We start from the raw sequence: 22,988 nt of genomic DNA, 5'->3' as shown, positions 1-22,988 counted from the left end.
TTGGGCCGTAACGTGCCCGACCAATTTATGAGAGAGAGGCCAATGCAGTTTTCTGGAAAATCCGTCATCATTACGGGAGCTGGCAAGGGGATCGGTCGTTCGACCGCGCAATTGCTTGGGCAACGGGGCGCTGAAGTCGTGGCAATAAGCAGAACGCAGTCGGACCTCGACAGTCTGCGTGCCGAAATCGGTGGTCGCAGTCTCATTGCCGATCTGTCCAATGTTGACGAGGCGCGACGGGTGATAGCCGAGGCGGGCCCCTGCGATATGTTGGTCAACTGCGCGGGAACCAATGTGCTCGAAAGCGTTCTCGACATGACTGATGCGGGCTACGAGCGGGTCATGGGTATCAACCTGAAAAGCGCTCTGATCTGTGCGCAGGAGTTTGCCCGTACGCGTGTGGCCGCAGGCGGCGGTGGTGTGATCGTCAACGTGACCTCCATCGCGGGACATCGCGGATTTCAGGATCATGTTTGCTATGCAGCCTCTAAAGCCGGTTTGGAAGGCGCGACTCGTGTGATGGCGCGTGAACTTGGCGCGCACGGTATCCGCGTTGTTGCGGTAGCCCCAACCGTCACAATGACGGAACTGGCGGCAGAGGCGTGGAGCGATCCTGCGAAAAGCGAACCGATGATGGCACGACATCCCATTGGCCGCTTTGCACAGGCCGAGGATGTCGCCCGGGCGATTGCGCTGATGCTGTCGGACGATGCGGACATGGTGACGGGATCGGCGCTGTCTGTAGATGGCGGGTTTCTCTCGGTCTGACCAAGGCCGCGAGCGCTGGGCCGTATGAAAACGAGCGCTTGCAACTGAACTTTCAACACATGGCGCAACGGGGTTGCGGCTATAATACTGGAGAATGAAAATGGGTGTAGAACTGGAGGGCAAGATTGCCGTTGTCACAGGGGCGGCCTCAGGGATCGGCCTGTCGATTACGAAAGATCTGCTGGATGCGGGTGTGACGGTCGTTATGGTGGATCGCGACGCAGCTGCGGTCTTGAAACTTGCAGGCGAGTTGGGCCAGACTGCCGTGGCGCAGGTGACGGACCTTCTTGATCCGCAAAGCTGTGATGCAATGGTGCCCGAAATCCTCGAAAAAGTCGGCCATATTGATATCCTGCTTTGCAACGCGGGCAGCTATATCGGCGGCGATCTCGTCGATACCACGCCCGCCACCATCGACCGTATGATGAACCTCAACGTGAATGCTGTGATGAAAAATGTGCAAAGCGTTGCGCCCCATATGATCAAGCGCAGCACGGGCGATATTGTTGTGACATGTTCCATCGCAGGGCATTCGGCGATCCATGTGGAACCCGTCTATTCGGCGTCCAAATGGGCGATCACCAGCTTTGTGCAAACAATGCGCCGCCAGTTGATGCAGCATGGTATTCGCGTGGGTCAGGTCTCTCCGGGCCCTGTCATTTCCGCGCTTCTGTCCGATTGGGAACCCGAGCGTCTTCAGAAAATGAAAGACGCGGGCGCTTTGATGGAAACACGCGAAGTCTCAGATGCGATGATGTATATGCTCACGCGTCCACGCAATGTGACCATTCGCGATATGATCGTTTTGCCGTCGAATTTCGATATTTGAGATATCGCCTGCTTCCAAATCAAGTCTTTTTTGATTTGTTTGTCAGCCTTTACAGCGTGGCGTATTCCATCATTTTCGGCTAGGGCTCGCATGTGTGTTATCTTGTTTGCTATGACCTCGACCATAATGGGAGAACGCTTATGCGCCAATCGAGCAGCGGTCTGATCTGTGGGTAACTTCGAACTTTAACCGCATCAGTTTTTAGTATCGTTCAGCAGGCCACACATTGAGTGGGGTGTGAAACTGCGCGAAGACCCACTTAGTTGATCTTGTTACAGTGATGGTGGGGCAGTGCGAACTCTAGATCTGTTCAATCTCAGTCAATGGGAAAGTAACATAAAACGTTGTGACTTGGTCTTCCTCACTTTGATAAAATATATCGCCCGCCATCTGGTTGACCAGCTTTTTGGAAATATGCAGACCAAGTCCAGATCCTTGGGTGGAATGCTGGTTGCTATTTTTGACTTGCTCAAAGCGCCCAAAGATTTGACTTTCCATCCCTTTGGGAATGCCTTGGCCGGAGTTTGTGATCGAAAGTCTTGCTTGGCCGTTCAAGGTTGTTAACCCTCCTGTGACGGTGCCGTGATCATTCGAAAACTTGATGGCGTTCGAGATGAGGTTGTCGATCACCTGACGGATGGCAAAGGCATCCCCGGTGATGGTCGGGCCGTTATCAATTTGGTCTAGGGCAAATTGCACGCCTTGTTCCGCTGCAAACATCTGGTTTTCTTTGAAGCTTTCTTTGAGGATTTGTCCGAGATCGACAGGTTCGTGTTCCAAAACCAAGGCATTGATGTCGATTTTCTGTGCCAACAGGATGTTGTCGACCAACCGTGAGAGGCGAATGCTGTTTCTATGCGCGATATCAAGCATGGACTGAATCGATGCAGTGGTTTCTCCAAGTTTTCCGCTACGAGCCAGTTTTAATCCTCCGATGAGAGAGGTTAGGGGGGTTCGCAATTCATGGCTGACAACGGAAATGAATTCGTCTTTTGCGCGACTGGCCTCGTCGGCGCGCTGAAGTGCCTCTTCCAGCGCCCCACGTATGGCAATATTTTCTGTGACATCAACGAATGTGATGCTCCAGCCAAGAATAGCCCTTGATGGGTCAAGCGGACTTTCGATTTCTTGAATACGGGGTTCATAGATGCGTGACCCTGTGTTCAAATTTGAAAGCGTTTCGCGCAGGTTTATATTTTCGATATTTGCGCGCAATTCATTCACGAAATGAGTAGAGTTTTGAATGAAATAGTTGTCTTTTGCCGCCTTGTTGATGCGAAATATTTTATTGTTCCTATCGATCATAATGACAGGTTCGCTCATCGCATTTGCCAATCCTGACTGGCCAACAAAGGCCATATCCATGGTTTTATTGCGAACGAGAATCCATGTGAAAGCGAGTATGCCAAGCGTGAACATAAAGGCCGTTGGATCAAGGCCGAAGACGGTCAGGTCAAAGACAACATAGCCAGCATTGGCAGTCAAAGGCGTTAAAGTGATAACAATGAACACAGATAGTAGTGGCCATGCAGACTGTTTGGCACGCGTGAATGCCCTAGCAAGACAGAGAAGTGCCGCGAACACAAAGGTGTATAAAGATGCAATAATTACATAAAAACCGTGTCCGTGAATGTAATTAATGCTGCCATTTTCGAGCGAAATGGCCGAGGCATCTGTATAGACAAGGTGGTGCCATTGGTTCGTCGCAGCAAGCGCGAAAGCTGATATCGGTACAACGGCCAACGTCGCACCAGCCGCGCGTGTTTTGAGCCATGCCGCGTTGTCGACATAAGCAAATACAAAGAAACACCAAGCGACTGGTAGTAAGGCATTGCCAAGCCACGCCATGGTTGCCCACAGCATTTGGCAGGCGAAATTATCCGATACGACTTCAAGCCCGACCATGATCAAGGTCCATATCATGGCAATGAAGGTTAAAGCGTAAAAAACTTTTCCTTTAAAGTTCTGATACTTAATGACCCATAGTAAAACAAAAGCAGCGATAGCACTGATCGCAGATACGAACCAAAAGACAGGGTTCGCCGAGACGCCCTCAAAACATGACATCATTGTTTTACCTAAGCCCTCTTCTTCGTTGGATGATACCACCATTTGGCCGGCGTCGGCTCGGGACTAAATGTGAAAAGTGGTCTCAATCTTTTGACCAGTCTGTAGCAGACTTCAGGAAAATCAAAGCGTTGTTTCGGTTTCTGGCTGAATGAAACCCACTGTTGTCAAATATTTACTTAAGGTCAAGAGGTCGTGCGTGGGATGTGATTGTTTGAGGTGGGGGAGCAATCTGGCTATTTGCGCCCCTACGTCAGCTGAACAAATAATAGCCACGGGCTATGTAATACACGTATAAAGCGAGTTATTCGCTCGCGCGATAGAAGAAACCCATATATGCAGAATACGCAAAAATATAATGCTTTCGAAACTGATCGATGGTCGAAGGTGGTGAATAGGATAAAACGGTATGACAAATAAAAAGCGCGTCCAATCAATGGATCAGTTGATCGAGCGCGTTTCTTATGCCGTGATCATCGGGTTGTGTTCACTTATCTTCCTTGGTGTCACCTATAACAACTATATCAGAGCAGAAGAAGAGCAGAATCTCGCGATGTATAGTGCGCAATCTGTCATCGCCACGCGTATCCAGCAATCAATGAACAAGAAATTGTTGTTTGCGCGCGGTCTTGCTGGGGCCGCCTCCATTTCCCCTGACATTACAGCGGCGGAATTCTCGAATCTGAGCAGCGTGATCAAGGTCAAAGACCCATCTGTGGTGAATATGGCTTTGGTCAAAGATGCCATTATCATACATGTGCACCCACTCGATGATAACCGTGTCTTTATCGGAAGCGATCTTTCTAAGGTGCCTGGGCGACTTCGTGTTCTGCAAGAAGTAGAGCGCACCGGGGCGACCGTTGTCGAAGGGCCGACGGATTTGCTTCAAGGCTATTCGGGGTTTGTTATCCGGGAGCCGATTTATGAGGTCTCGTCCGGAGCGAATAAAGGCGCATTTTGGGGGATTTCGTCTATCGTCTTTGCGGCTGAGGCGTTCTTAGAGGAAATCGGTCTAAACAGTTTCGCAGATACTTACGTTGTGTCACTGCAAGTCAAGACGCCATTTGATAAAGATGTGATACTTTATGGGGACGATGAGGCGTTTTCCTCTGCAAAAACGAAGGTTGAGTTGCCCTTTCCGTCTGCGGTGTGGACGCTTGCCATGTCACCCCGTGAGACAGCCAGTGTGCCCTATCAAAGACTTGGTTTAAGTTTTTTAATAACGCTGGCGGGGGCTATCATTGCCTTGCTGGCTGCGAGAAACTTTCATGCGCTTAGGCGTCGCCAAAGACGCACTGCCACACAATTGCAAGCCGCGTTGAGTGCCGCACCCTCTGGGTTTGCGATGTTCGATGTCGAAGACAAGCTTGAGTTATGCAACCAACGATACATTGAACTTCACGGCATGGAAACAGAGTCAATTTCCCATGGTACAACGTTGAAAGCTATTCTCGAGGCAGGCCTTAAAGAGGGCCTTTACATCGATGCAATCGGTAATGAAAAAGCGTGGCTCTCGGACCAACTGACACGTGAATCCACCCAAGAAACAGGCCGTGTTCTCGCGCTGAGCAATGGAACTTGGATGCAACAGTTGGAACATGAGACGCCAAAGGGCGGGCGTGTCTTAATTTTGAACGATGTGACGGCTGTTCTATCCAGTCGGGAACGGGCAAAAGTTGCAGAACAACGCTTGAACGATGCGATCGACGCCCTACCAGTCGGGTTTTGGCTTTTTGACCGTGATGATAAATTAGTGATGTTCAATGCTATGGCGGGGGAAAAACTTGATGGCATGAAACATAACCTCGTCAAGGGACGAGAGTTGAGAGATATGGTCACTCGGCGCATGGAAACCGCAGCAGAGGTGCATCTGAACGGTGAGCCTGTTGACGATATAGTTAAGGCTGTGAACACGCTTTTAGGATCAACTTCGGACCTTGAAGTCCGCTACGCAGACAATCGTTGGTTTAAATATTTCTCTCGCCGAACATCCGAAGGTGGGCTTGTGATGTTCAGGGTGGAAATCACGGATCTGCAACATCATCGACAAGAACTCGTGTCTTCCAACACTGAATTGCGCGCGGCGTTAAGTGAACGCGACGAAGCGGAAGCACGTTTGAACGACGTGAGCGATTTGAGTTCCGAGTGGTTTTGGGAACAAGACGCAGATATGCGTATCACTTTTGTCTCGGAAGGATTTGCCCGTACAATGGGGGTTGATCCTAGTGAATATATCGGAAAGTTACGCACGGGATTTTCTTCAAATGACGAACGTGAACTGGGCGGAGAGCGCAGTGTGCTTTACTGTAAAATGCGCGCGCATGAACCGTTTCGTGACGTGGTGTACAGTCATCGTTTCCGTCCGGATGTGTTGAGTTGGATTAGGATCAGCGGTAAGCCGCGTTTTGATGATACTGGTGAGTTTACGGGGTACATCGGCATTGCAGAGGATGTGACGAAATTCTATGCAGCTTTGCGCGAGGCTGAGCAGGCTGATGAGGCTAAAACGCAATTCCTAAATGTGATAAGCCATGAATTGCGTACGCCCTTGTCTGCGGTTTTGGGCTTTAACAGCTTTATTGCGAATCTTGAAAAGCTGCCAAGTTATACTGCGCTGAACACGGCCATGACAAATGGCGATCCTGTGCAAATCAAAGAGGCATTCCGCGCATTTGAAGACAATATTGCGCAGTTTACGCGACGTATTCAGGCTGCAGGAACGCAGCTTAAATCATTGATCGACGATATGCTGGATCTGGCCCGGATCGAGGCGAATACCGTTGATGTGACGCCGACCAAGCTGAACAGTAAAAAGATCGTCGAATCCGTAGTCGATCAGATGCATGCGATGGCCGATGAGAAAGGACTTAGCATTCCGCTGGATCTCGTAACGGCGGATGTCTGGGCTGATGAAATTAGGCTTCGACAAATCCTGACCAATCTTTTGGGCAACGCCTTTAAGTTTACGGATGAAGGCACAGTCACTGTACGCAGTCGGATTCGAGACAATATGGTTGTCTTTGAAGTCATCGATACAGGTATAGGCATTTCGCAAGATCGCGTGGGAATTGTTTTCGATCGTTTTGCTCAGGCGGCTCAAGGTACAAATCGCTCGAACGCTGGGGTCGGCCTTGGATTGACCATCTGTAAGGATCTTGTGGGATTGCAAAATGGCTGGATCGAAGTCGAAAGTGAACTCGGTGTTGGCACCACGTTTATTTTCGCAATTCCCCTTTGGCACGAAAGCGAATAGTTAGTATTTAACCTTGGGTAGAATGCCGCAGCGCGTGACCATATTTTCATCATAAACCAACCATAATCGCGCCGTTTTGTGGCATCATATTACTGTCCAAGACGATATTTGTTTAAAAACATGATGCTGCGACGACATAGTAAAAGTGCAGATTTTTTAAATTGTAGGTAACTATTATGGTAGGTAATTTCGATAATGACGTGCGGGCGTTTTCATTAGAGAACGGGGATGAGGTCTTCACTCAGGAACAGTCTGATTTTCAGAATGCTTTGTGGGAAGGAATGTCCGAGAATGTAATCGTATTTGAGACCACATTAGAAAAGCCGGTTTATATAAACTGGGCGGCGCGCGCTGCCTTTGGAAATGGATCTGCGACAGCAGCGGCATTGCATCTTCATGAGAGTGGTTTTTTTCATAACCTTTTGGCCGATGAGGCCGTATTGAATGTGGCGCAAGCCGTTGGACGCACAGCATTTCGCACCCATCCCCTATTCGAAGGGCAACGTTTCAATGGTTATGTTTTTACCACCTCAGATAAGGTTGGCGACGCGTATTTGGTCGTCATATTTCATATTGAAACGGATCAAGAGAGAATAGAATATCTTCGCAGAGAAATGAATGCGGTTATCACTCACGAATTGCGCACGCCATTGACCAGTATCAAAGGGGCGCTTGATCTGTTGAAATCCGGCTTGGTTGGTCCGCTGACAGAAAAAGCACAAATGCTTCTAAATATCGCGGGATCTAACAGTGACCGGATGCTTGATCTCATTCAGGAAATTCTTGACCTGAGTGAAAACGCGCAAATTGGCGACATTCGTGAGAGCGAGGTGATCAAAATTGCGCCGCTACTGGAAAGTCTTGTCGTCACCCATCAAGGTTACGGCTCTTATCACGGTGTTGATGTTCAGATGCGCCCCACGGATGCGGCGCTGTCCGTTTGTGCTGTTCCATCTCAACTGACAAAAATTCTGTCCAATCTATTGTCCAATGCTGTGAAAGCATCCGAGCGCGGTAATTCCGTCGAAATTTGGGCGCAAGCGTCAGATGGAAGTGTCGCGGTTTTCGTTCGTGATCACGGAGCCGGAATCCCGGTTGACCTGCGAGACAACCTGTTTGAGCGATTCACAAAAGCAAGCTGGGGCAATGATCAAACCGTGGGCAGTTCTGGCCTTGGGTTGAACATCGTGCGCACATTGATCGAACAGTTGGGTGGGGCCATTTCGTTTGAAACGGAAGAGGGTAAGGGCACGGTGTTCCGTGTCGACATGCCCAAGCATGACTAAGATTGTTTAACCTAAAAAATGAGATAATGGGCTGGCCTGTACTGTTTATTCCAGTACTGTTTATGCCTGCGCTGAGCGTGGCTGAGACTGGCAACAGTGCGCTATTGAGTGTCTTATAGGGCCTTTACGATCGCATCTTCCATCAGATCAAGAAGTTTTTCGATACGGCCCGATAGAATGCTTAGTTGGGTTGGCGTCTGAATGAAGCTTGCAATCTGTTGTTCGATTTCAGCAGCACAGTCCCCTATGCTTTGAAGCCCCAGAGTTGCCGCGATCCCACTGAATCTATGTGTTATAAACGCCAAACGAGCCAAAGCGTTTTGACGCTCTGTCTCGTTTTGTATTAAGATCTGAATCGTCTCTATTTCAGCAATCTTGTGATTTAAGTCGACAATGAAGCGTTGTTTCGTACGCTCGAGGGTTTGGGCCAGCTTTTGCTCTATCGCTGTCTGAGAGTGTTTTTTGTTTATCATAAGCCTATCGACACAAAACCGTTAATGTTTCTAAGGACTGCGGCCCAAACGTTTAGCTACGCATGGATAGTCTTTTGGGGTCGAACATTGGCAAAGAACGCGGCTCGGCACTCTTAAGTTCGGCTTTCGATATCGCACGGGCAATAAGGGCCTCAGGAGAGGCATCAAACATCGACATTCTGACAGTTTCACCCACTCTAACCGTGACATCCAAAGGCACGGTATCCCCGCCGATCAGGCCGAATTCGTTCAAAGTTAATGATAATTTGAGTTCCAGTTCCGCTTCGTCAAGATGAAGCGTGCGGGGTAAGATTGCAACATACTGTCCGTTGCCAAAGTAGGAAATCATAACATTGTGGCTGCGCAAGCTTTCGAAAATGGCTTCTGCAACATCGGTCAAAATCCCATGGAATTCCAAGGGAGAGGTCATCGAGAAAAGGCGTTCGCGCTTTTGAATTTGAAAACAAATCGCCCCACACATAAAACGTTTGCCCCGAGACAGGCGGTGTAGGTAGTTTTCCATTTCAAGACTGCCGAGTACGCGTGGAACGTCATAAATTGTAACGGCATCAGCCAGATCAAAATGCGAATCCGAATTGGACTTGTTGCCCATGTCCAAGCGCAGGTTTTCCTCGCGGCGTGTCGCATTCAACGCGGATTGCTGTTCATTGAAAAGAAGCTGCGCAACGTTTAGTCGCGCATTGAGATCGGTCGTATCTATCGGTTTAGTTAGATAATCCGTGGCACCACGCAAAAAGGCTGCATCGATGTGCTCTTTATCTCTCATAGCTGTGAGCATGATAATCGGGGTGCGGCGGTGTTCGCTGATGGCACGAATTCTACCACACAAATCGACCCCGTCCATGCCTGGCATTTGAATATCCAAGATAAAGGTCGAGAAGCGGTGTTGCCCTTGGTTGATCAAGTTCAACGCCTCTTCGCCGCTTTGCGCATAGACAACGTCTTCGTACCCTTGAGACGCCAGAATTGCCGCCATTAATTCCAGAATATTGCGATCATCGTCGACAACTAGAAGTGACATCATAGTCTCCAAAATAATATCTGCTCTGCGGCTTCACTACGATTGTTTCATGAATCGTATCGTTTTGTACCTGCATTCAACTTTAGGGTGACATTCCCTAACAAATTGGGTCAAAGTGTGGCTAAATTAAGAATTGAAGATTTTAACTACTTTTTTTTCGCGGTTCATGCGGTTTAAAATCACCGAGAGACATATAATGTGCTTGTTTCTCAGTGCGGTGCATATAAGATCGCCGCATGAAAGCACTTCAGAACATCATGCACGTTGAAGATGATCCTGACATACGTGAAATTACACGCATGTCTCTTGAGCTTGTGGGTGGCTTTAATGTGCAGCAATTCAGTTGCGGTCAAGATGCACTCGACTGGGACCCTGATGTGACGCCAGATATGGTGTTACTGGACGTTATGATGCCCGTCATGGATGGCGTCGAGACGCTAAAGCAGCTCAGAAAACGGGATCGTTTTGCAGATGTACCTATCGTTTTTGTGACGGCAAAGGCATCACGTGCTGATTTTGGTCAGCTTAGGGAACTTGGCGCCAAGGGTATCATCCTCAAGCCATTTGAGCCGATGGAACTTCCCGCAGAGCTTTTGAAAATTTGGGACGATTGCCAATAGCGGCAGGCCGAATATGGGCCAGACACATATGAAAGTCATCGTATTTCTAGGATCGGTCCGCGAGAGCACGCCGCCACGTCCGGCTAGGCTTGGCGCGCGCGTCGCAGCAGCGATGGCGAGGCTGCTTGAAGGTGCTGAGGTTGACGTAGAAGTCATCGATCCGCTGGATCTCGATCTGCCTACCGTATTCAAGCCGCACTTTGCCTATTCCGCTGGGAAAGCACCTGTGGCGATGCAGCGTCTTGCCGAGAAAATTGAAGCTGCTGATTGTTATGTGATGGTCAGCCCAGAATACAACCATTCAATGAGCCCCGCGCTTGCCAACCTGCTCAACCACTTCGCAAGCTCGAGTTTTGCGTTCAAACCCAGCGCCATCGTGACCTATTCCGCAGGCCAGTGGGGCGGTGCGCGGGCGTCGGTCAATATGCGGACCTATCTGAGCGAATTGGGATGCCTGCCGGTGTCAGCGATGATCTACATTCCGCACGCACAGGACGTCTTTGAAGAAGACGGATCGTTCGGAGCGGATGCTGACGTGGCAGAGTGGGAATCTTACTTTGGTCGTACGCTGGAACAGATGTTCTGGTGGAGCAAGGCGGCGAAAGCTCAGCGCGCGCATGGTCTTCCGACCAAAGCATTCGGGCGCGATCCTTCGCAACGAAACGCGCCGCTGAAATGAGGCGCGAGCCTCTGTCATACAAATAACCGGATAGGGTGGGCGCGATGCGTAGCCTAGCTGCCGTTACCACCAATACCCGTTTTGCCGACTGCCACAAAATAGCGCATACTAAACTTGCGCGGTTTGCCAACTGGTGTCACCAGTTATCGGATAAGTGTACCAACTCCAACTTGTTTCCACGGCTTCATAATCGTCCTCTTCGATAAGTGCTTTGCCGAAGGTGCCTGCAGTACAAGGCGCGGCCCAATACACTAAACGTATAACGATGTTAAGCCAAAGATATGCTTTGCCCCTATACAAGTCGGCCTTCTTGCCGTATCAGGGCATCTTTCTTACCTCCGGTCTTTCCGCGCATGCGGCAATTGCCCAATACGGACACGCATCTCCCATGATTACAGCCCTTTCCGACGCCCTTGCCGAGCGCGGCTATGACACCCTCACCCCAGTCCAAGAGGCGGTGAACGATCCTGCGTTGCAAGACGCGGATCTTTTGGTCTCTGCGCAAACCGGCTCAGGCAAAACTGTTGGTTTCGGTTTGGCCATCGCGCACACTCTTTTGGGCGAGGCAGAACGTTTTGATCGTGCCGAGGCACCGATGGCCTTGGTTATCGCGCCGACCCGCGAATTGGCGTTCCAAGTGAAACGCGAACTTGAATGGCTTTACGCCAAAGCAGGCGCGAAATTGGCGTCTTGTGTGGGTGGCATGGACTACCGTGATGAGAAACGCACCCTTGAACGTGGCGCGCATATCGTTGTCGGCACGCCGGGCCGTTTGCGGGATCACATTCAGCGCGGCTCTTTGGATATGTCGGGCTTGCGCGCGATTATTCTTGATGAAGCTGATGAGATGCTTGATCTGGGGTTTCGCGAAGACTTGGAATTCATGTTGGGCGAGGCGCCCGTCGAGCGTCGCACCTTGATGTTCTCGGCCACTGTGCCTGCGATGATCGCGAAATTGGCCAAGCAATATCAACGTGACGCTGTGCGTGTGAACACTGCTGCTGGTGCCAAACAGCACGCTGATATCTCTTACCAAGCCCTGTCAGTATCTCCGCGTGACGAAGAAAACGCTATTATCAATATGTTGCGTTACCATGATGCGGAAAACGCCATCGTGTTTGCCAACACCCGTGCTTCTGTGGCGCGTTTGACAGCCCGTTTTGCCAACCGTGGTTTTTCGGTTGTCTGCCTGTCTGGTGAGTTGAGCCAATCTGAGCGCTCGCATGCTTTGCAAGCCATGCGCGATGGTCGTGCGCGTGTTTGTGTGGCGACTGACGTTGCTGCGCGCGGGATTGATTTGCCGAACTTGGAATTGGTTATTCACGCTGAATTGCCAACCAATGCCGAAACTTTGTTGCACCGTTCTGGCCGTACGGGTCGTGCTGGTCGCAAAGGGATTTCTGCGCTGATCGTTCCGCCAAAGATGAAATCCAAAGCCACACGTTTGCTTGGCTGGGCCAAATTGCAGGCTGAATGGGTTGAGGCGCCAAGCGCAGAGATGATTTTGGCGAAAGACGAAGAGAAGCTTTTGACAGATGAGGCATTGATGGCTGAACCGTCTGAAAAAGAGGCCGTGTTTGCAGCCAAAATGCTGGAAATGCATTCGCCAGAGAAAATCGCTGCAGCGTACTTGCGTTTGTATCGTGCTGGCGTGTCCGCGCCAGAGGAACTCGGTCCTGCACCAAAGCCAGGTGAACGTCCAGAGCGTGCACAACGCGAAGACTTTGGCAAATCTGTTTGGTTCGCCCTGTCTGTTGGTCGTGATGATCGTGCAGAGCCGCGTTGGCTTTTGCCGTTGGTTTGTCGTGCTGGCAACATCGACAAAACCTCTATCGGCGCGATCCGTATTCGCGACACACAGAGCTTTGTTGAGTTGAAAGAAGCTGCTGCAGATGGTTTTGAAGCTGCGCTTGATAACGGTATTTTGGAAGAAAACGTGAAAGCGACCCGTTTGGCGACGATGCCTGACTTGGGTGGTGATCGTTCTGGTGGTGGCAAAAAGCCATTTGAGAAAAAGCCATACGAAAAGAAATCATTCGGCGATAAAAAACCGTATGAAAAGAAATCGTTTGGCGACAAAAAGCCTTATGCGAAAAAAGAGTATGGCGATAAAAAGCCCTATGCGAAATCCGCAGATGGCGACAAAAAACCTTACGAGAAAAAGCCATTTAAGAAAAAGTTCGAAGACCCAACTCGCGATGGCGCTGTGAGCGACAAAGCGAAAAAGCCTTACGAGAAGAAATCATTTGCCGCTGGGGCAGGCGATCCTTCCAAACGTGTGTACAGCAAGAAACCGGCTGGTGCTGGCAAGCCTGGTGGCGGTAAACCTTATGCGGGTAAGCCAAGCGGTGGCAAACCAGCTGGCGGCAAGCCTGCTGCGAAATACGGCAAGCCTAAGGGTGGTGCTGCGGCCCCAAAACGCAAAGGCTAAACCGCCTGCGCTGAACTAAATGAAAAAGCCGAGCAGTCAAATGCTCGGCTTTTTTCTGTTCGTAAACCTAATACCTAGTGGCCTTATTTCTTAGGAATTTTAGGAACAGGCCCAGTCGGCGCGGCCATAGACGCTTTTTCTTCTTTGGTCAGCTTGGTGTTCCAAGCGTTGTTACTGATGCGAAGTTCATTTGGCATGGGCTTGGTTTTGCCCTTGCTGATACTGCCGCCTTTTTCCAAAAATTCACGGATCAAGGCATCGTCGGTCGTTTCTTTAGGCACTTGTTTCATCTTCGAATGCGTCCTCAGCAGCTGCACAGCAGGAAAAGTAAAAGAGTGAAGTGTTCGTCTTGATGATCGGTATCGGCGCAATGTTACTGCGCAGGTATTGTGATTCATAGGGCGAAAACTTTAAATCTTGTGGGAGCGGCGATCTTGGGCCTTAAGGCACTAACTTCACTGCATGTGTTTTCTCGTCGTCGACCGAGGTCATTTGTAAATAGGCCTTGCTTTGCAGCCCTTTGGCTTGTGATGTAGTGATAGGCAATGATGCCGTGCAACTACGACTAGGGGGTTTATGCCCATACGTTTCATCTGTTCTGTGATACAAGGTGCTGCCTGTGTTCTGCTGGCAGGGCTGGGATCAGCGCAGGCTGACACTGTGACGGTGTTCGCAGCCGCCAGTCTTAAAGCAGCTTTGGATGACGTCGCGATAGAGTTCGAACTCGTATCTGATCATAAGGTATTGCTGTCTTTCGCGAGCTCGTCAGCTCTTGCGCGCCAAATCGAACGGGGCGCACCCGCCAATGTCTTTATCAGTGCCAATACCGATTGGATGGACCAGCTTGCCACTGAAGGTCTGCTTGACGCAGATAGCCGTGTCACTTTGTTGACCAACCAACTTGTGCTGATCGTACCTAAAGATGCGGACATGCCAAAAACGTCGATCGATGACATCGATTTTGTTGGTCTGCTTGAAGCAGGCCCTATGGCGATGGGGTTTGTCGAGGCCGTGCCTGCGGGCATTTACGGCAAGTCGGCATTGGTCAACTTGGGGCTTTGGGACAGCCTGTCGACGCATGTTGCACAAACAGATAATGTGCGGAGTGCCTTGGCTTTGGTGGCGCGGGGCGAGGCTCCATTGGGGATTGTCTACGCAACAGATGCACTAAGCGAAGCGCGTGTATCCGTTGTTGCGCAGTTTCCTCAGGCCAGCCATGCTCCCATCGTTTATCCCGCCGCTGTGATCGCGCCCGCGACAGTGGCGGCGTCTGAATTCGCTGCATATCTTGCGTCACCAGAGGCCCGCGCGATTTTTGATGAGCATGGGTTCGGGAACGTGGATCACTGATGCTTTTGGACTTTTCGCCCGCAGAATGGCAAGCGATAGCGCTGTCGATCAAAGTGTCTTTCGTGGCAACTTTGTTCAGTCTGCCTTTGGCTCTAACTGCGGCCTATGCATTGGCGCGTTGGGATTTTTTCGGCAAACAGTTTTTGAACGGGCTTGTGCATTTGCCTTTGGTCTTGCCGCCCGTGGTGACGGGATATTTGCTGCTCGTGGTCTTTGGCACGCGCGGGCCTGTCGGGGCCTTTTTGCAAGATTGGGGTCTTGTTTTCGCCTTTCGCTGGACAGGGGCCGCATTGGCTGCCGCCATTATGGCCTTTCCTTTGATGGTGCGGGCGATCAGATTGTCGTTGGAAGCGGTTGATCCAAAATTGGAACAGGCTGGGGCCACTTTGGGGGCGTCGCCTGTGTGGATTTTCTTGACCATCACCTTGCCCCTATCTGTGCCGGGCATTTTGGCGGGAACTGTTCTGGGGTTTGCCAAAGCTTTGGGTGAATTTGGCGCGACAATTACATTTGTGTCCGCAGTTCCGGGGCAAACGCAAACGGTGCCTTCGGCGATTTACGCGCTTTTGCAGGTGCCAGGTCAAGAAAACGCAGCATTGAGATTGGTCCTCGTGTCGGTCGTGTTGGCGATGGGAGCCTTGCTCTTGTCTGAAGTGCTGGCGCGCCGGACTATGAAGCGGATGACTGGCGTATGAGTTTGTCTATCTCGATTCAGCATAGCTTTGACGGTTTCGCGTTGGACGTGTCCTTTGAAGTTCCTAAAGGCTTAACTGTTTTGTATGGGCGCTCAGGCTCGGGCAAGAGCACGATCATCAATGCCGTTTCTGGATTGATACGGCCAGATAATGCCAAAATTTCCATTGATGAACAGGTGCTGCAAGACAGTGGTGCAGGCATTTTTATGCCCGCTTACAAACGTAAATTGGGATATATTTTCCAAGACAGCCGTCTCTTTCCACATCTCACTGTCACGCGCAATTTGGATTATGGTGCGCGGGCTGCAAGGCGTGGCATTGATACGGTGCAGCGTGAGCGGGTCATCGAAATGTTGGGCATTGGCGATCTGCTTGATCGCAGGCCACTCGGATTATCGGGCGGCGAAAAACAACGGGTTGCTATCGGGCGGGCGCTTTTAGCCGATCCGCAATTGATCCTTGCAGATGAACCTCTGGCGTCCTTGGATGCTGCGCGCAAAGCTGAGATCCTGCCCTATTTTGAACGTATCCGTGATGAGACCGGAATTCCGATCATCTATGTTAGTCATTCCGCCAATGAGGTCGCGCGCTTGGCCACCACTGTGGTTGCGCTTGAAGGGGGCAAGGTTCTTCGCAAAGGCCCCGCGCTTGATGTGTTGGCCGATCCGACGACGATGCCCATGGGCGTTGGTCAAGTCGGTGCGGTTTTGAATGTGCGAATCAAAGCGCATCACCAAGACGGTTTGACGGAACTTGATGCGAGCGGCGATTCATATTTCTTGCCGCATGTGAAGGCGGACATCGGTACGAATCTGCGGGTGCGATTGCCTGCCTCTGATGTCATGTTGGCGACAACGCGGCCGTCGGGGCTGTCGGCGCTTAATATCGTTGCGGGCAGGGTTGAGGCGATCCAAGACACTGGTGCATCCAGCGCTATTGTCACAGTGTCTACCCGCGCAGGCGCTGTGCTTGCACGGGTGACGCGACGGTCCGTTTCTGCGATGGCATTGGATGTTGGTGTGCCTTGTTTCGCTATCGTGAAAACCGTGGCTATTGCCTCAGATACCTAAGCCTAAATGCGATTTGCGCGTAGAAAATCCATGACACTGGCTGCGCAAAATAACACGGCTGCGACACATACAATGGTCGGCCCTGTGGGAGAATCAAATTGAAATGCCAATTGGATGCCCGATAAGACCGAAACAGCGCCAATCACCACAGCGATCAATGCCATGCGTTCGGGCGTGCGCGCAAAGGGTCGCGCGGCGGCTGCCGGAATAAGCAACATCGCAGCGATGAGTAAAACGCCCACCACTTTGATCGCGACGGCGACAACCATGGCAAGTGCCAGCGACAGGATAAGTTGCTCGCGACGAGGCGAAATGCCTGCTGCACTCGCCAAATCAGGGTTCAATGTCGAGGTCAACAGCGCTGACCAACGTGCAAGCAGCAACAACAAGACCAAAGCCGCGCCCCCCCAAATCACCAGCAGGTCAACGCGCCCAACAGCCAAAATGTCGCCAAACAGATAGGCCATCAAATCAACGCGCACGCCATCAATGAACGAAACCGCCACAAGGCCGAACGCCAACGAGCTGTGCGCCATGACGCCAAGCAGCGTGTCCATTGCATAGCCGCGCCCGCCTAAGGCAGAGACAGTTAAGGCCATGATTAAGGCGACGGACAATACGCCACCCAGAATGGACACGTTGAAGGCCAAAGCCAGCGCCACGCCCAAAATCGACGCATGGGCGGTGGCATCGCCGAAATAGGCCATACGTCGCCAGACAACAAAACAGCCCAAAGGTGCAGCAGCCAGAACCACACCAAGCCCAGCAAGGGTGGAGCGGACCATAAAATCATCAAGCAGGGTCATAATGTGGCCTCAGAGTTGTCGTGGCTGTTTTCGTTGTGATGGCTCTGCGCGTGATCATGCGCGCAAGTTTCATCATGTGTGTGTGAATGCTCATGGCGGTACAGGGCCAAGGCACCTTGGGTGCCTGAGCCAAACAGGGCGCGATACTCAGGGGCTGAGGCCACAATTTCTGGCGCACCTTCACAGCAAATATGACCGTTCAAGCAGATCACGCGATCCGAGGCAGCCATCACGACATGCAATTCATGGCTGACCATCAACACAGCACAGCCGAAGTTTTGGCGGACTTGCGCGATTTGAGCGTAAAAATCAGCAGATCCCGGTTGATCGAGGCCTTGTGTCGCCTCATCCAAAATTAAAATATGCGGATCGTTGAGCAGGGCACGCGCAAGTAAGACGCGTTGGAATTGCCCGCCCGATAGGCCAGTCATCTGGCGTTTTCCGAGATCACCTGCACCAGCATCATTAAGCGCTTTTTCGGCCACGGCGTCATTGACGCGGCGTGGGAGACTGAGGAACCGACGCACGGTGAGGGGCAGCGTCGGATCAATGTGCAGCTTTTGCGGCACGTAGCCTATTCGCAAATTTGGCATGCGGGTGATCTGGCCGCCCGTGGGTTTGATCGCGCTCACGAGCGTGCGCAATAGGGTGGATTTGCCTGACCCGTTCGGGCCGACAACAGTAACGATTTCGCCAGATTTGATCGCCAAATTTACATCATGAAGCGCGACTTTCGCCCCGATGTGAACGCAGACGTTTTTGAGAGAAATAAGCGTGTCGGACATCAGGCAGGTTCACTTTTGGGGATGCAATTGGGGCAAAGACCTTCGGCCTCTAAAATAGCGCGTTCAATGATAAACCCTGTGGCAGATGCAATTTGTGCCAAGCGGCCTTGTGTCAAATTGGTTTCGGCTTCGGCCACAGCATTACAGTCGCGGCAGATTAAGAATGCAGGCGTATGAACCTCATGCGGGTGGGCGCAGGCGATAAAAGCGTTGAGGCGTTCTATTTTGTGCACGAAGTCATGTTTGGTGAGAAAGTCCAAGGCACGGTAGGCAACGGGGGGCTGCGACCCAAGCCCTTCGTCACGCAAGCGATCTAGAATTTCGTAAGCTCCGAGAGCACGGTGTTCTTCGAGTAAGATTTCGAACACGCGTTTGCGCACAGGTGTGAACTGCAATCCAGCAGCGATACAACGTGCTTCCACTGAGGCCACGGCATCGGTGACGCAACTGGCGTGATCGTGGTGGGCAAATCCGATGGGGTCGCTGTTGAGGGGCATGGGCACTCCTTAATGACTGTCTTACTATTTTGGGGTTGATATGTTATATTATGACATATATCAAGCGGGTGTTATAGTATAACAGGATGATTGATATGACACGCTATACCTCCGCTTTTGCGGCCCTAATGCTTTCTACCTCACCCGTGATGGCGCAGGTGCCAACCGTTGCCACCGACATTGCACCTATTCATTCATTGGTCGCACAAGTGATGGGTGATTTGGGCGAGCCGACCCTTTTGATGGACCAGAGCGCGTCACCACATAGTTATGCCATGCGGCCTTCTGAAGCGAGAAACTTGCAGCAGGCTGATGTGGTGTTTTGGTCCGGCAATGCTTTGGCGCCTTGGCTGGGGGGCGCGATTGATACGCTGGCCCCTAATGCTGTTTCTGTGCCGTTGATCGAGGAAGAGACGAGCATCAAGCTTGAGTTCCGTGAGGGGGCGACCTTTGAAGCACATGATCACGCGGATCATGCTGGCCATGACGATCACGCGGATCATGCTGGCCATGACGATCATGATGATCACGCGGAAGATGACCACCATGACGATCACGATCACGACGATCATGCGGCGGATGAAGATCATGATGACCACGATCACGACGATCACGCGGCGGATGATGATCATGATGACCACGGTCACGACGATCATGAGGCGGATGAAGATCATGATGACCACGATCACGACGATCACGCGGCGGATGATGATCATGATGACCACGGTCACGACGATCATGAGGCGCATGAAGGCCATGATGGCCACGACCATACCGGACTGGACCCGCACGCATGGCTAGACCCACAAAACGCGATTGCATGGTTGGATGTTATCGCCAAAATCCTAAGTGACCTTGATGCCGAAAATGCGCAGACATATGCCGCAAACGCCGCTGAAGGAGCTGTTCAACTGACCGCACTGACTGAGCGCCTGCAAGAGCAACTGGCAGATGAGCACGATCTCAAATTTGTCGTGTTCCATGATGCCTATCATTACTTTGAATCACGTTTTGACCTCAACGCGGCGGGGGCGATCTCTTTGAGCGATGGGGCGGCGCCAAGCCCTGCGCGTATTTCAGAGTTACAGCACATGATCAAAGATGAAGGTGTCGATTGCGTCTTTGCGGAACCACAATTCAATGCGGGGCTTGTGAAAACCATCTTGGAAGGCACGTCAGCACATAATGGTGTGATCGATCCATTGGGACGAGACATTGATCTTGGCCCTGATTTTTACGGAAAACTGATTCAAGGCGTGGCTGACAGCTTTGATGCCTGCAGATAATTCCACGTTACCTTGCGCCCAGCACTTGTTTGTAGTGCTGGGCGTCTTTACATCCAACATATGAAAAAATGGATCCCTTTTGTGAAATCTGCCCCACGCGTGAGTGTGGTGCGATTAAATGGTGCGATTATGACCCGTCAAGGCGGGCTGAATGATCAATCTATGGTCTCAGCTATCGAACGCGCGTTCAGGCGTGGCAAGCCTGACGCTGTGGCTCTGTCAATCAATTCTCCGGGTGGATCGCCGGTGCAATCCTCGCTGATTGCCGCGCGTATTCGTCGATTGGCAGCGGAAAAAGAAATCCCAGTATATGCTTTCGTCGAAGATGTCGCTGCCTCAGGCGGTTATTGGTTGGCCTGTGCGGCTGATAAAATCTATGTCGATCACAGTTCTATCGTTGGATCTATCGGCGTGATCTCGGCTGGGTTTGGTTTTGACAAGCTGATCGAAAAGCATGGTGTTGAGCGTCGCGTCTATACAGCTGGCAAATCCAAAAGCCAGATGGACCCGTTCAAGCCAGAAAATGCAGCTGATGTGAAACGCATCAAATCGCTGCAGGTTGAAATTCATGATGCCTTTGTCGCACATGTGCGTGCCTCTCGTGAGGGACGTTTGAGCACCGAGACTGAATTGTTTGACGGCTCGTTCTGGACCGGCACAACTGGCGTGTCTTTGGGCTTGGCGGACGGGATTGGACATCTTGTGCCCATGATGAAAGATATCTACGGCGATAAAGTCCAATTGTCTGTTTACGGTCCGAAAAAGCCGCTGCTGTCACGCTTTGGCGCGCAACTGAGTTCTGCACTGACATCATCTGTTGAGGAACACGCACTTTGGGCGCGGTTCGGTTTATGACGTGATTTTCAAAATAATCACCCTGTTTCTTGTTGGTATGATGGTGTTAGCCCTCGTGGGGAAGTTTCGGTTTCCCGGACAAGACAAACTCAAGGCACTGACCTGCAAAACATGCGGTCGGTATAAGATCGGCAAGGGCCCCTGTGCCTGCGAAAAAGGAAAGCGTTGATGGATTTTATTCTTGCCTGCGTTGGCTTGGTCCTATTGTTGCTCGCGGGCGATGCGTTGGTGCGTGGCGCTGTCAACTTATCGCTGCGGATCGGCATTCCCGCTTTGATTGTCAGCTTAACAGTCGTGGCCTTCGGGACCTCTGCGCCGGAATTGCTGATCTCAGTCTCTGCCATCCACGAGGGTGTTCCGGGATTGGCTTTGGGCAATGTGATCGGCTCCAATACTGCCAATATCTTGCTGGTTTTGGGCATTCCCGCGCTGATCACCACGTTACATGTGACAGACAATTCCACACGTTCTAGCTATCTACAAATGATCGCTGGTACGGCTTTGTTTATTGGTTTGGCCAGTTTCGGGACGTTCACATGGGTTTCAGGTTTCATTTTGTTGGCTGCTTTGGCGGCTATGCTTGGATATGCCGTGTTTCAGGCGCGCTGCCATCGTCGTGACACGGCTGCGGCTGATGCGGTAAAAGAAGCCTGCGATGAGGTCGCTATCGAAGATTTAGAAGGGGCTGACCCTGATCTTCCTTGGTGGAAAATCATCGCCTTTTTGGTCGCAGGTTTGATGGGTTTGCCTTTGGGCGCCAAACTATTGGTCGATGCTTCAACGAATATCGCGACTGCCTACGGCGTGTCCGACGAAATTATTGGCCTGACGCTCGTGGCAATTGGCACATCCTTGCCTGAATTGGCCACCACAGTTATGGCCGCGCTGCGCAAACAAGCTGATGTGGCCTTTGGCAATGTCATCGGGTCAAATATGTTCAATCTGCTTGGCATCATTGGCGTGTCCAGTTTTGTGGGCAATTTGCCCGTGGGGGCGGAGCTGATGTCTTTTGACATTTGGATCATGCTGGCGGCATCGCTTTTGCTGGGTGTTTTTGTCATCAAGCGTATTGATATCACGCGGTTTTGGGGATTTGTCTTTAGCGGGCTATATGTTGCTTATGTCTTGAGAGTTTTACTCTCATCGTAGATGTCTTGCAGTTAAGGAGGCGTGATGCATAAGCCAAAAGCATTGGTCACAGGCGCTGGCAAACGTATTGGCCGTGCTATGGCGTTGTACCTTGGGCAGCGCGGGTTTGATGTCGCTGTGCATTATTCCAGTTCGCACGATGGTGCAGAAGAGGTAGCGACGCAACTGCGTGCGCTGGGCGTCAAAGCCGAGGCGCTGCAAGCGGATTTGTTGATCGAGGCTGATATGCAAGCCTTGGTGTCGCGTGCATCGCACGCACTGGGCGGGCCTTTGACTTTGCTGGTCAACAACGCCTCTATTTTTGAACAAGACACCATCGAGACAGCGACCCGTGACAGTTGGGATCGTCATATCGAAAGCAATCTGCGCGCTCCTGTGGTGTTAACGCAAAATTTTGCCACACAGGTGTCAGAGGCTTCGGTTGATGAGCGTGGCGAAGCGATGGCGCAGGCCTTGGTGGTCAATATAATTGATCAACGTGTGCGCAAGCTAACTCCCGATTTTATGAGCTATACCATTGCCAAAATGGGTTTATGGGCGTTCACGCAGACGGCTGCACGAGCATTGGCGCCGCGTGTGCGGGTAAATGCAATTGGGCCCGGTCCGACATTGCAAGGCACGCACCAAACAGTTGAAGCCTTTGCTCAGCAGCGCAGTGCGACAGTTTTGGAGCGCGGGTCCAATCCAGAAGATATTAACGCTGCCTTGGGGTACTTTTGGGACGCCCCGAGTGTGACGGGTCAGTTGATTTGCACCGACGGCGGTCAACATTTGGGGTGGCAGACGATTGATGTGGATGGGGCGCTCCAGAGATGATTTGGCTTGAATCAGATTAAAGTTGTGCACCTGTGACTGTTGTCTGGGCCAAATATGACCAAAATGTAAATAAATTCAATGATTTGACCGGCGGTGATAAAAAATAACGTTGCATTTCAGTGACTTGGGTTTTTGCCTATTTTTAAGGCAATCGGTGGAAATTGCCTTAAACAAAGGAAAAAGTGGCGTCCATTGAGAGTTATCAGCAGGGTTATCCACAGAAACGGTGGA

Annotated in this window: 21 protein-coding genes; 14 read left to right on the top strand and 7 right to left on the bottom strand. The window is 51.3% G+C overall.

The features are described 5' to 3' along the window. Positions 1-42 precede the first annotated feature (42 nt). Both KO497_RS12250 and KO497_RS12245 read left to right on the top strand, forming a co-directional pair. On the top strand, positions 43-768 hold the full coding sequence (locus KO497_RS12250; RefSeq protein WP_215944260.1) for an SDR family oxidoreductase: 726 nt from the start codon (positions 43-45) through the stop codon (positions 766-768). A gap of 100 nt (positions 769-868) precedes the next feature. Continuing rightward, positions 869-1,597 (top strand): SDR family oxidoreductase, encoded by a 729-nt coding sequence (locus tag KO497_RS12245; protein ID WP_215944259.1) that lies wholly within the window; start codon positions 869-871, stop codon positions 1,595-1,597. Positions 1,598-1,897: 300 nt separating this feature from the next. Here the strand turns inward: KO497_RS12245 and KO497_RS12240 are convergent, their stop codons facing one another. Further along, the gene (locus KO497_RS12240; RefSeq protein WP_215944341.1) at positions 1,898-3,664 is read right to left on the bottom strand and encodes a sensor histidine kinase; all 1,767 of its coding nucleotides are present in this window, start codon (positions 3,662-3,664) and stop codon (positions 1,898-1,900) included. A 409-nt stretch (positions 3,665-4,073) separates the two neighbouring features. Here KO497_RS12240 and KO497_RS12235 point away from each other — a divergent pair, with 409 nt between their 5' ends. After that, complete coding sequence (locus KO497_RS12235) at positions 4,074-6,917, top strand: sensor histidine kinase (protein WP_215944258.1); 2,844 nt, start codon at positions 4,074-4,076, stop codon at positions 6,915-6,917. Between the two features lie 176 nt (positions 6,918-7,093). Beyond that, the gene (locus KO497_RS12230) at positions 7,094-8,203 is read left to right on the top strand and encodes a sensor histidine kinase (protein WP_215944257.1); all 1,110 of its coding nucleotides are present in this window, start codon (positions 7,094-7,096) and stop codon (positions 8,201-8,203) included. A 113-nt stretch (positions 8,204-8,316) separates the two neighbouring features. Here the strand turns inward: KO497_RS12230 and KO497_RS12225 are convergent, their stop codons facing one another. Then, positions 8,317-8,676: an Hpt domain-containing protein gene (locus tag KO497_RS12225; protein WP_215944256.1), complete on the bottom strand. Its 360-nt coding sequence runs from the start codon at positions 8,674-8,676 to the stop codon at positions 8,317-8,319. Between the two features lie 52 nt (positions 8,677-8,728). After that, positions 8,729-9,721, bottom strand: a complete 993-nt coding sequence (locus KO497_RS12220) for a response regulator (protein ID WP_215944255.1) — start codon at positions 9,719-9,721, stop codon at positions 8,729-8,731. A gap of 233 nt (positions 9,722-9,954) precedes the next feature. Here KO497_RS12220 and KO497_RS12215 point away from each other — a divergent pair, with 233 nt between their 5' ends. The 3 genes from KO497_RS12215 to KO497_RS12205 all read left to right on the top strand — a co-directional run bounded on the left by KO497_RS12215 (position 9,955) and on the right by KO497_RS12205 (position 13,448). Beyond that, complete coding sequence (locus KO497_RS12215) at positions 9,955-10,338, top strand: response regulator (RefSeq protein ID WP_215944254.1); 384 nt, start codon at positions 9,955-9,957, stop codon at positions 10,336-10,338. 13 nt (positions 10,339-10,351) lie between these two features. Further along, a complete protein-coding gene (locus KO497_RS12210; RefSeq protein ID WP_215944253.1) occupies positions 10,352-11,017 on the top strand; it encodes an NADPH-dependent FMN reductase in 666 nt (221 codons plus the stop codon). A gap of 388 nt (positions 11,018-11,405) precedes the next feature. After that, positions 11,406-13,448 (top strand): DEAD/DEAH box helicase, encoded by a 2,043-nt coding sequence (locus KO497_RS12205; protein WP_215944252.1) that lies wholly within the window; start codon positions 11,406-11,408, stop codon positions 13,446-13,448. A gap of 83 nt (positions 13,449-13,531) precedes the next feature. Here KO497_RS12205 and KO497_RS12200 read toward each other — a convergent pair whose 3' ends face one another. Beyond that, on the bottom strand, positions 13,532-13,738 hold the full coding sequence (locus KO497_RS12200) for a hypothetical protein (RefSeq protein WP_215944251.1): 207 nt from the start codon (positions 13,736-13,738) through the stop codon (positions 13,532-13,534). A 286-nt stretch (positions 13,739-14,024) separates the two neighbouring features. Between KO497_RS12200 and modA the strand changes: the two genes are divergently transcribed. The 3 genes from modA to modC are packed head-to-tail and all read left to right on the top strand — an operon-like array spanning position 14,025 to position 16,563. Then, positions 14,025-14,798: a molybdate ABC transporter substrate-binding protein gene (gene modA, locus KO497_RS12195; protein ID WP_215944250.1), complete on the top strand. Its 774-nt coding sequence runs from the start codon at positions 14,025-14,027 to the stop codon at positions 14,796-14,798. Further along, complete coding sequence (gene modB, locus KO497_RS12190) at positions 14,798-15,493, top strand: molybdate ABC transporter permease subunit (RefSeq protein WP_215944249.1); 696 nt, start codon at positions 14,798-14,800, stop codon at positions 15,491-15,493. The genes modA and modB overlap by 1 nt, the downstream gene beginning before the upstream one ends. Further along, the gene (gene modC, locus KO497_RS12185; RefSeq protein ID WP_215944248.1) at positions 15,490-16,563 is read left to right on the top strand and encodes a molybdenum ABC transporter ATP-binding protein; all 1,074 of its coding nucleotides are present in this window, start codon (positions 15,490-15,492) and stop codon (positions 16,561-16,563) included. The genes modB and modC overlap by 4 nt, the downstream gene beginning before the upstream one ends. 2 nt (positions 16,564-16,565) lie before the next feature. Here modC and KO497_RS12180 read toward each other — a convergent pair whose 3' ends face one another. The 3 genes from KO497_RS12180 to KO497_RS12170 are packed head-to-tail and all read right to left on the bottom strand — an operon-like array spanning position 16,566 to position 18,651. Beyond that, a complete protein-coding gene (locus KO497_RS12180) occupies positions 16,566-17,369 on the bottom strand; it encodes a metal ABC transporter permease (RefSeq protein ID WP_215944247.1) in 804 nt (267 codons plus the stop codon). After that, positions 17,366-18,154 carry an ATP-binding cassette domain-containing protein gene (locus KO497_RS12175; protein WP_215944246.1) on the bottom strand — a complete coding sequence of 263 codons (789 nt, stop codon included), beginning with the start codon at positions 18,152-18,154 and terminating at the stop codon, positions 17,366-17,368. Before KO497_RS12175 ends, KO497_RS12180 begins: the two co-directional genes overlap by 4 nt. Next, complete coding sequence (locus tag KO497_RS12170; protein ID WP_215944245.1) at positions 18,154-18,651, bottom strand: Fur family transcriptional regulator; 498 nt, start codon at positions 18,649-18,651, stop codon at positions 18,154-18,156. Before KO497_RS12170 ends, KO497_RS12175 begins: the two co-directional genes overlap by 1 nt. Positions 18,652-18,746: 95 nt before the next feature. Between KO497_RS12170 and KO497_RS12165 the strand changes: the two genes are divergently transcribed. The 4 genes from KO497_RS12165 (at position 18,747) to KO497_RS12150 (ending at position 22,757) form a co-directional block, all read left to right on the top strand. Beyond that, on the top strand, positions 18,747-19,937 hold the full coding sequence (locus KO497_RS12165) for a zinc ABC transporter substrate-binding protein (RefSeq protein ID WP_215944244.1): 1,191 nt from the start codon (positions 18,747-18,749) through the stop codon (positions 19,935-19,937). Between the two features lie 60 nt (positions 19,938-19,997). Continuing rightward, positions 19,998-20,792, top strand: a complete 795-nt coding sequence (locus tag KO497_RS12160) for a S49 family peptidase (RefSeq protein WP_215944243.1) — start codon at positions 19,998-20,000, stop codon at positions 20,790-20,792. Between the two features lie 168 nt (positions 20,793-20,960). Continuing rightward, the gene (locus KO497_RS12155; protein ID WP_215944242.1) at positions 20,961-21,941 is read left to right on the top strand and encodes a calcium/sodium antiporter; all 981 of its coding nucleotides are present in this window, start codon (positions 20,961-20,963) and stop codon (positions 21,939-21,941) included. Between the two features lie 24 nt (positions 21,942-21,965). Next, positions 21,966-22,757: an SDR family oxidoreductase gene (locus tag KO497_RS12150; protein WP_215944241.1), complete on the top strand. Its 792-nt coding sequence runs from the start codon at positions 21,966-21,968 to the stop codon at positions 22,755-22,757. The last annotated feature ends 231 nt before the right edge of the window (positions 22,758-22,988 follow it).

Source organism: Pacificibacter marinus, from assembly GCF_018860665.1.
GTDB classification, from domain to species: Bacteria; Pseudomonadota; Alphaproteobacteria; order Rhodobacterales; family Rhodobacteraceae; genus Celeribacter; species Celeribacter marinus_A.
This window is presented reverse-complemented; position numbering and strand designations above follow the sequence as displayed.

What these genes read in the sequence shown, in the direction of transcription:
- KO497_RS12150 (WP_215944241.1), top strand. Translation starts at nt 21,966, where the DNA reads ATGCATAAGCCAAAAGCATTGGTCACAGGCGCTGGCAAACGTATTGGC.
- KO497_RS12160 (WP_215944243.1), top strand. Translation starts at nt 19,998, where the DNA reads ATGAAAAAATGGATCCCTTTTGTGAAATCTGCCCCACGCGTGAGTGTG.
- KO497_RS12215 (WP_215944254.1), top strand. Translation starts at nt 9,955, where the DNA reads ATGAAAGCACTTCAGAACATCATGCACGTTGAAGATGATCCTGACATA.
- KO497_RS12235 (WP_215944258.1), top strand. Translation starts at nt 4,074, where the DNA reads ATGACAAATAAAAAGCGCGTCCAATCAATGGATCAGTTGATCGAGCGC.
- KO497_RS12240 (WP_215944341.1), bottom strand. Translation starts at nt 3,664, where the DNA reads ATGTCATGTTTTGAGGGCGTCTCGGCGAACCCTGTCTTTTGGTTCGTA.
- KO497_RS12220 (WP_215944255.1), bottom strand. Translation starts at nt 9,721, where the DNA reads ATGATGTCACTTCTAGTTGTCGACGATGATCGCAATATTCTGGAATTA.
- KO497_RS12175 (WP_215944246.1), bottom strand. Translation starts at nt 18,154, where the DNA reads ATGTCCGACACGCTTATTTCTCTCAAAAACGTCTGCGTTCACATCGGG.
- KO497_RS12225 (WP_215944256.1), bottom strand. Translation starts at nt 8,676, where the DNA reads ATGATAAACAAAAAACACTCTCAGACAGCGATAGAGCAAAAGCTGGCC.
- KO497_RS12170 (WP_215944245.1), bottom strand. Translation starts at nt 18,651, where the DNA reads ATGCCCCTCAACAGCGACCCCATCGGATTTGCCCACCACGATCACGCC.
- KO497_RS12155 (WP_215944242.1), top strand. Translation starts at nt 20,961, where the DNA reads ATGGATTTTATTCTTGCCTGCGTTGGCTTGGTCCTATTGTTGCTCGCG.
- modA (WP_215944250.1), top strand. Translation starts at nt 14,025, where the DNA reads ATGCCCATACGTTTCATCTGTTCTGTGATACAAGGTGCTGCCTGTGTT.
- KO497_RS12250 (WP_215944260.1), top strand. Translation starts at nt 43, where the DNA reads ATGCAGTTTTCTGGAAAATCCGTCATCATTACGGGAGCTGGCAAGGGG.
- modC (WP_215944248.1), top strand. Translation starts at nt 15,490, where the DNA reads ATGAGTTTGTCTATCTCGATTCAGCATAGCTTTGACGGTTTCGCGTTG.
- KO497_RS12210 (WP_215944253.1), top strand. Translation starts at nt 10,352, where the DNA reads ATGGGCCAGACACATATGAAAGTCATCGTATTTCTAGGATCGGTCCGC.
- KO497_RS12245 (WP_215944259.1), top strand. Translation starts at nt 869, where the DNA reads ATGGGTGTAGAACTGGAGGGCAAGATTGCCGTTGTCACAGGGGCGGCC.
- KO497_RS12205 (WP_215944252.1), top strand. Translation starts at nt 11,406, where the DNA reads ATGATTACAGCCCTTTCCGACGCCCTTGCCGAGCGCGGCTATGACACC.
- KO497_RS12165 (WP_215944244.1), top strand. Translation starts at nt 18,747, where the DNA reads ATGACACGCTATACCTCCGCTTTTGCGGCCCTAATGCTTTCTACCTCA.
- KO497_RS12180 (WP_215944247.1), bottom strand. Translation starts at nt 17,369, where the DNA reads ATGACCCTGCTTGATGATTTTATGGTCCGCTCCACCCTTGCTGGGCTT.
- KO497_RS12200 (WP_215944251.1), bottom strand. Translation starts at nt 13,738, where the DNA reads ATGAAACAAGTGCCTAAAGAAACGACCGACGATGCCTTGATCCGTGAA.
- KO497_RS12230 (WP_215944257.1), top strand. Translation starts at nt 7,094, where the DNA reads ATGGTAGGTAATTTCGATAATGACGTGCGGGCGTTTTCATTAGAGAAC.
- modB (WP_215944249.1), top strand. Translation starts at nt 14,798, where the DNA reads ATGCTTTTGGACTTTTCGCCCGCAGAATGGCAAGCGATAGCGCTGTCG.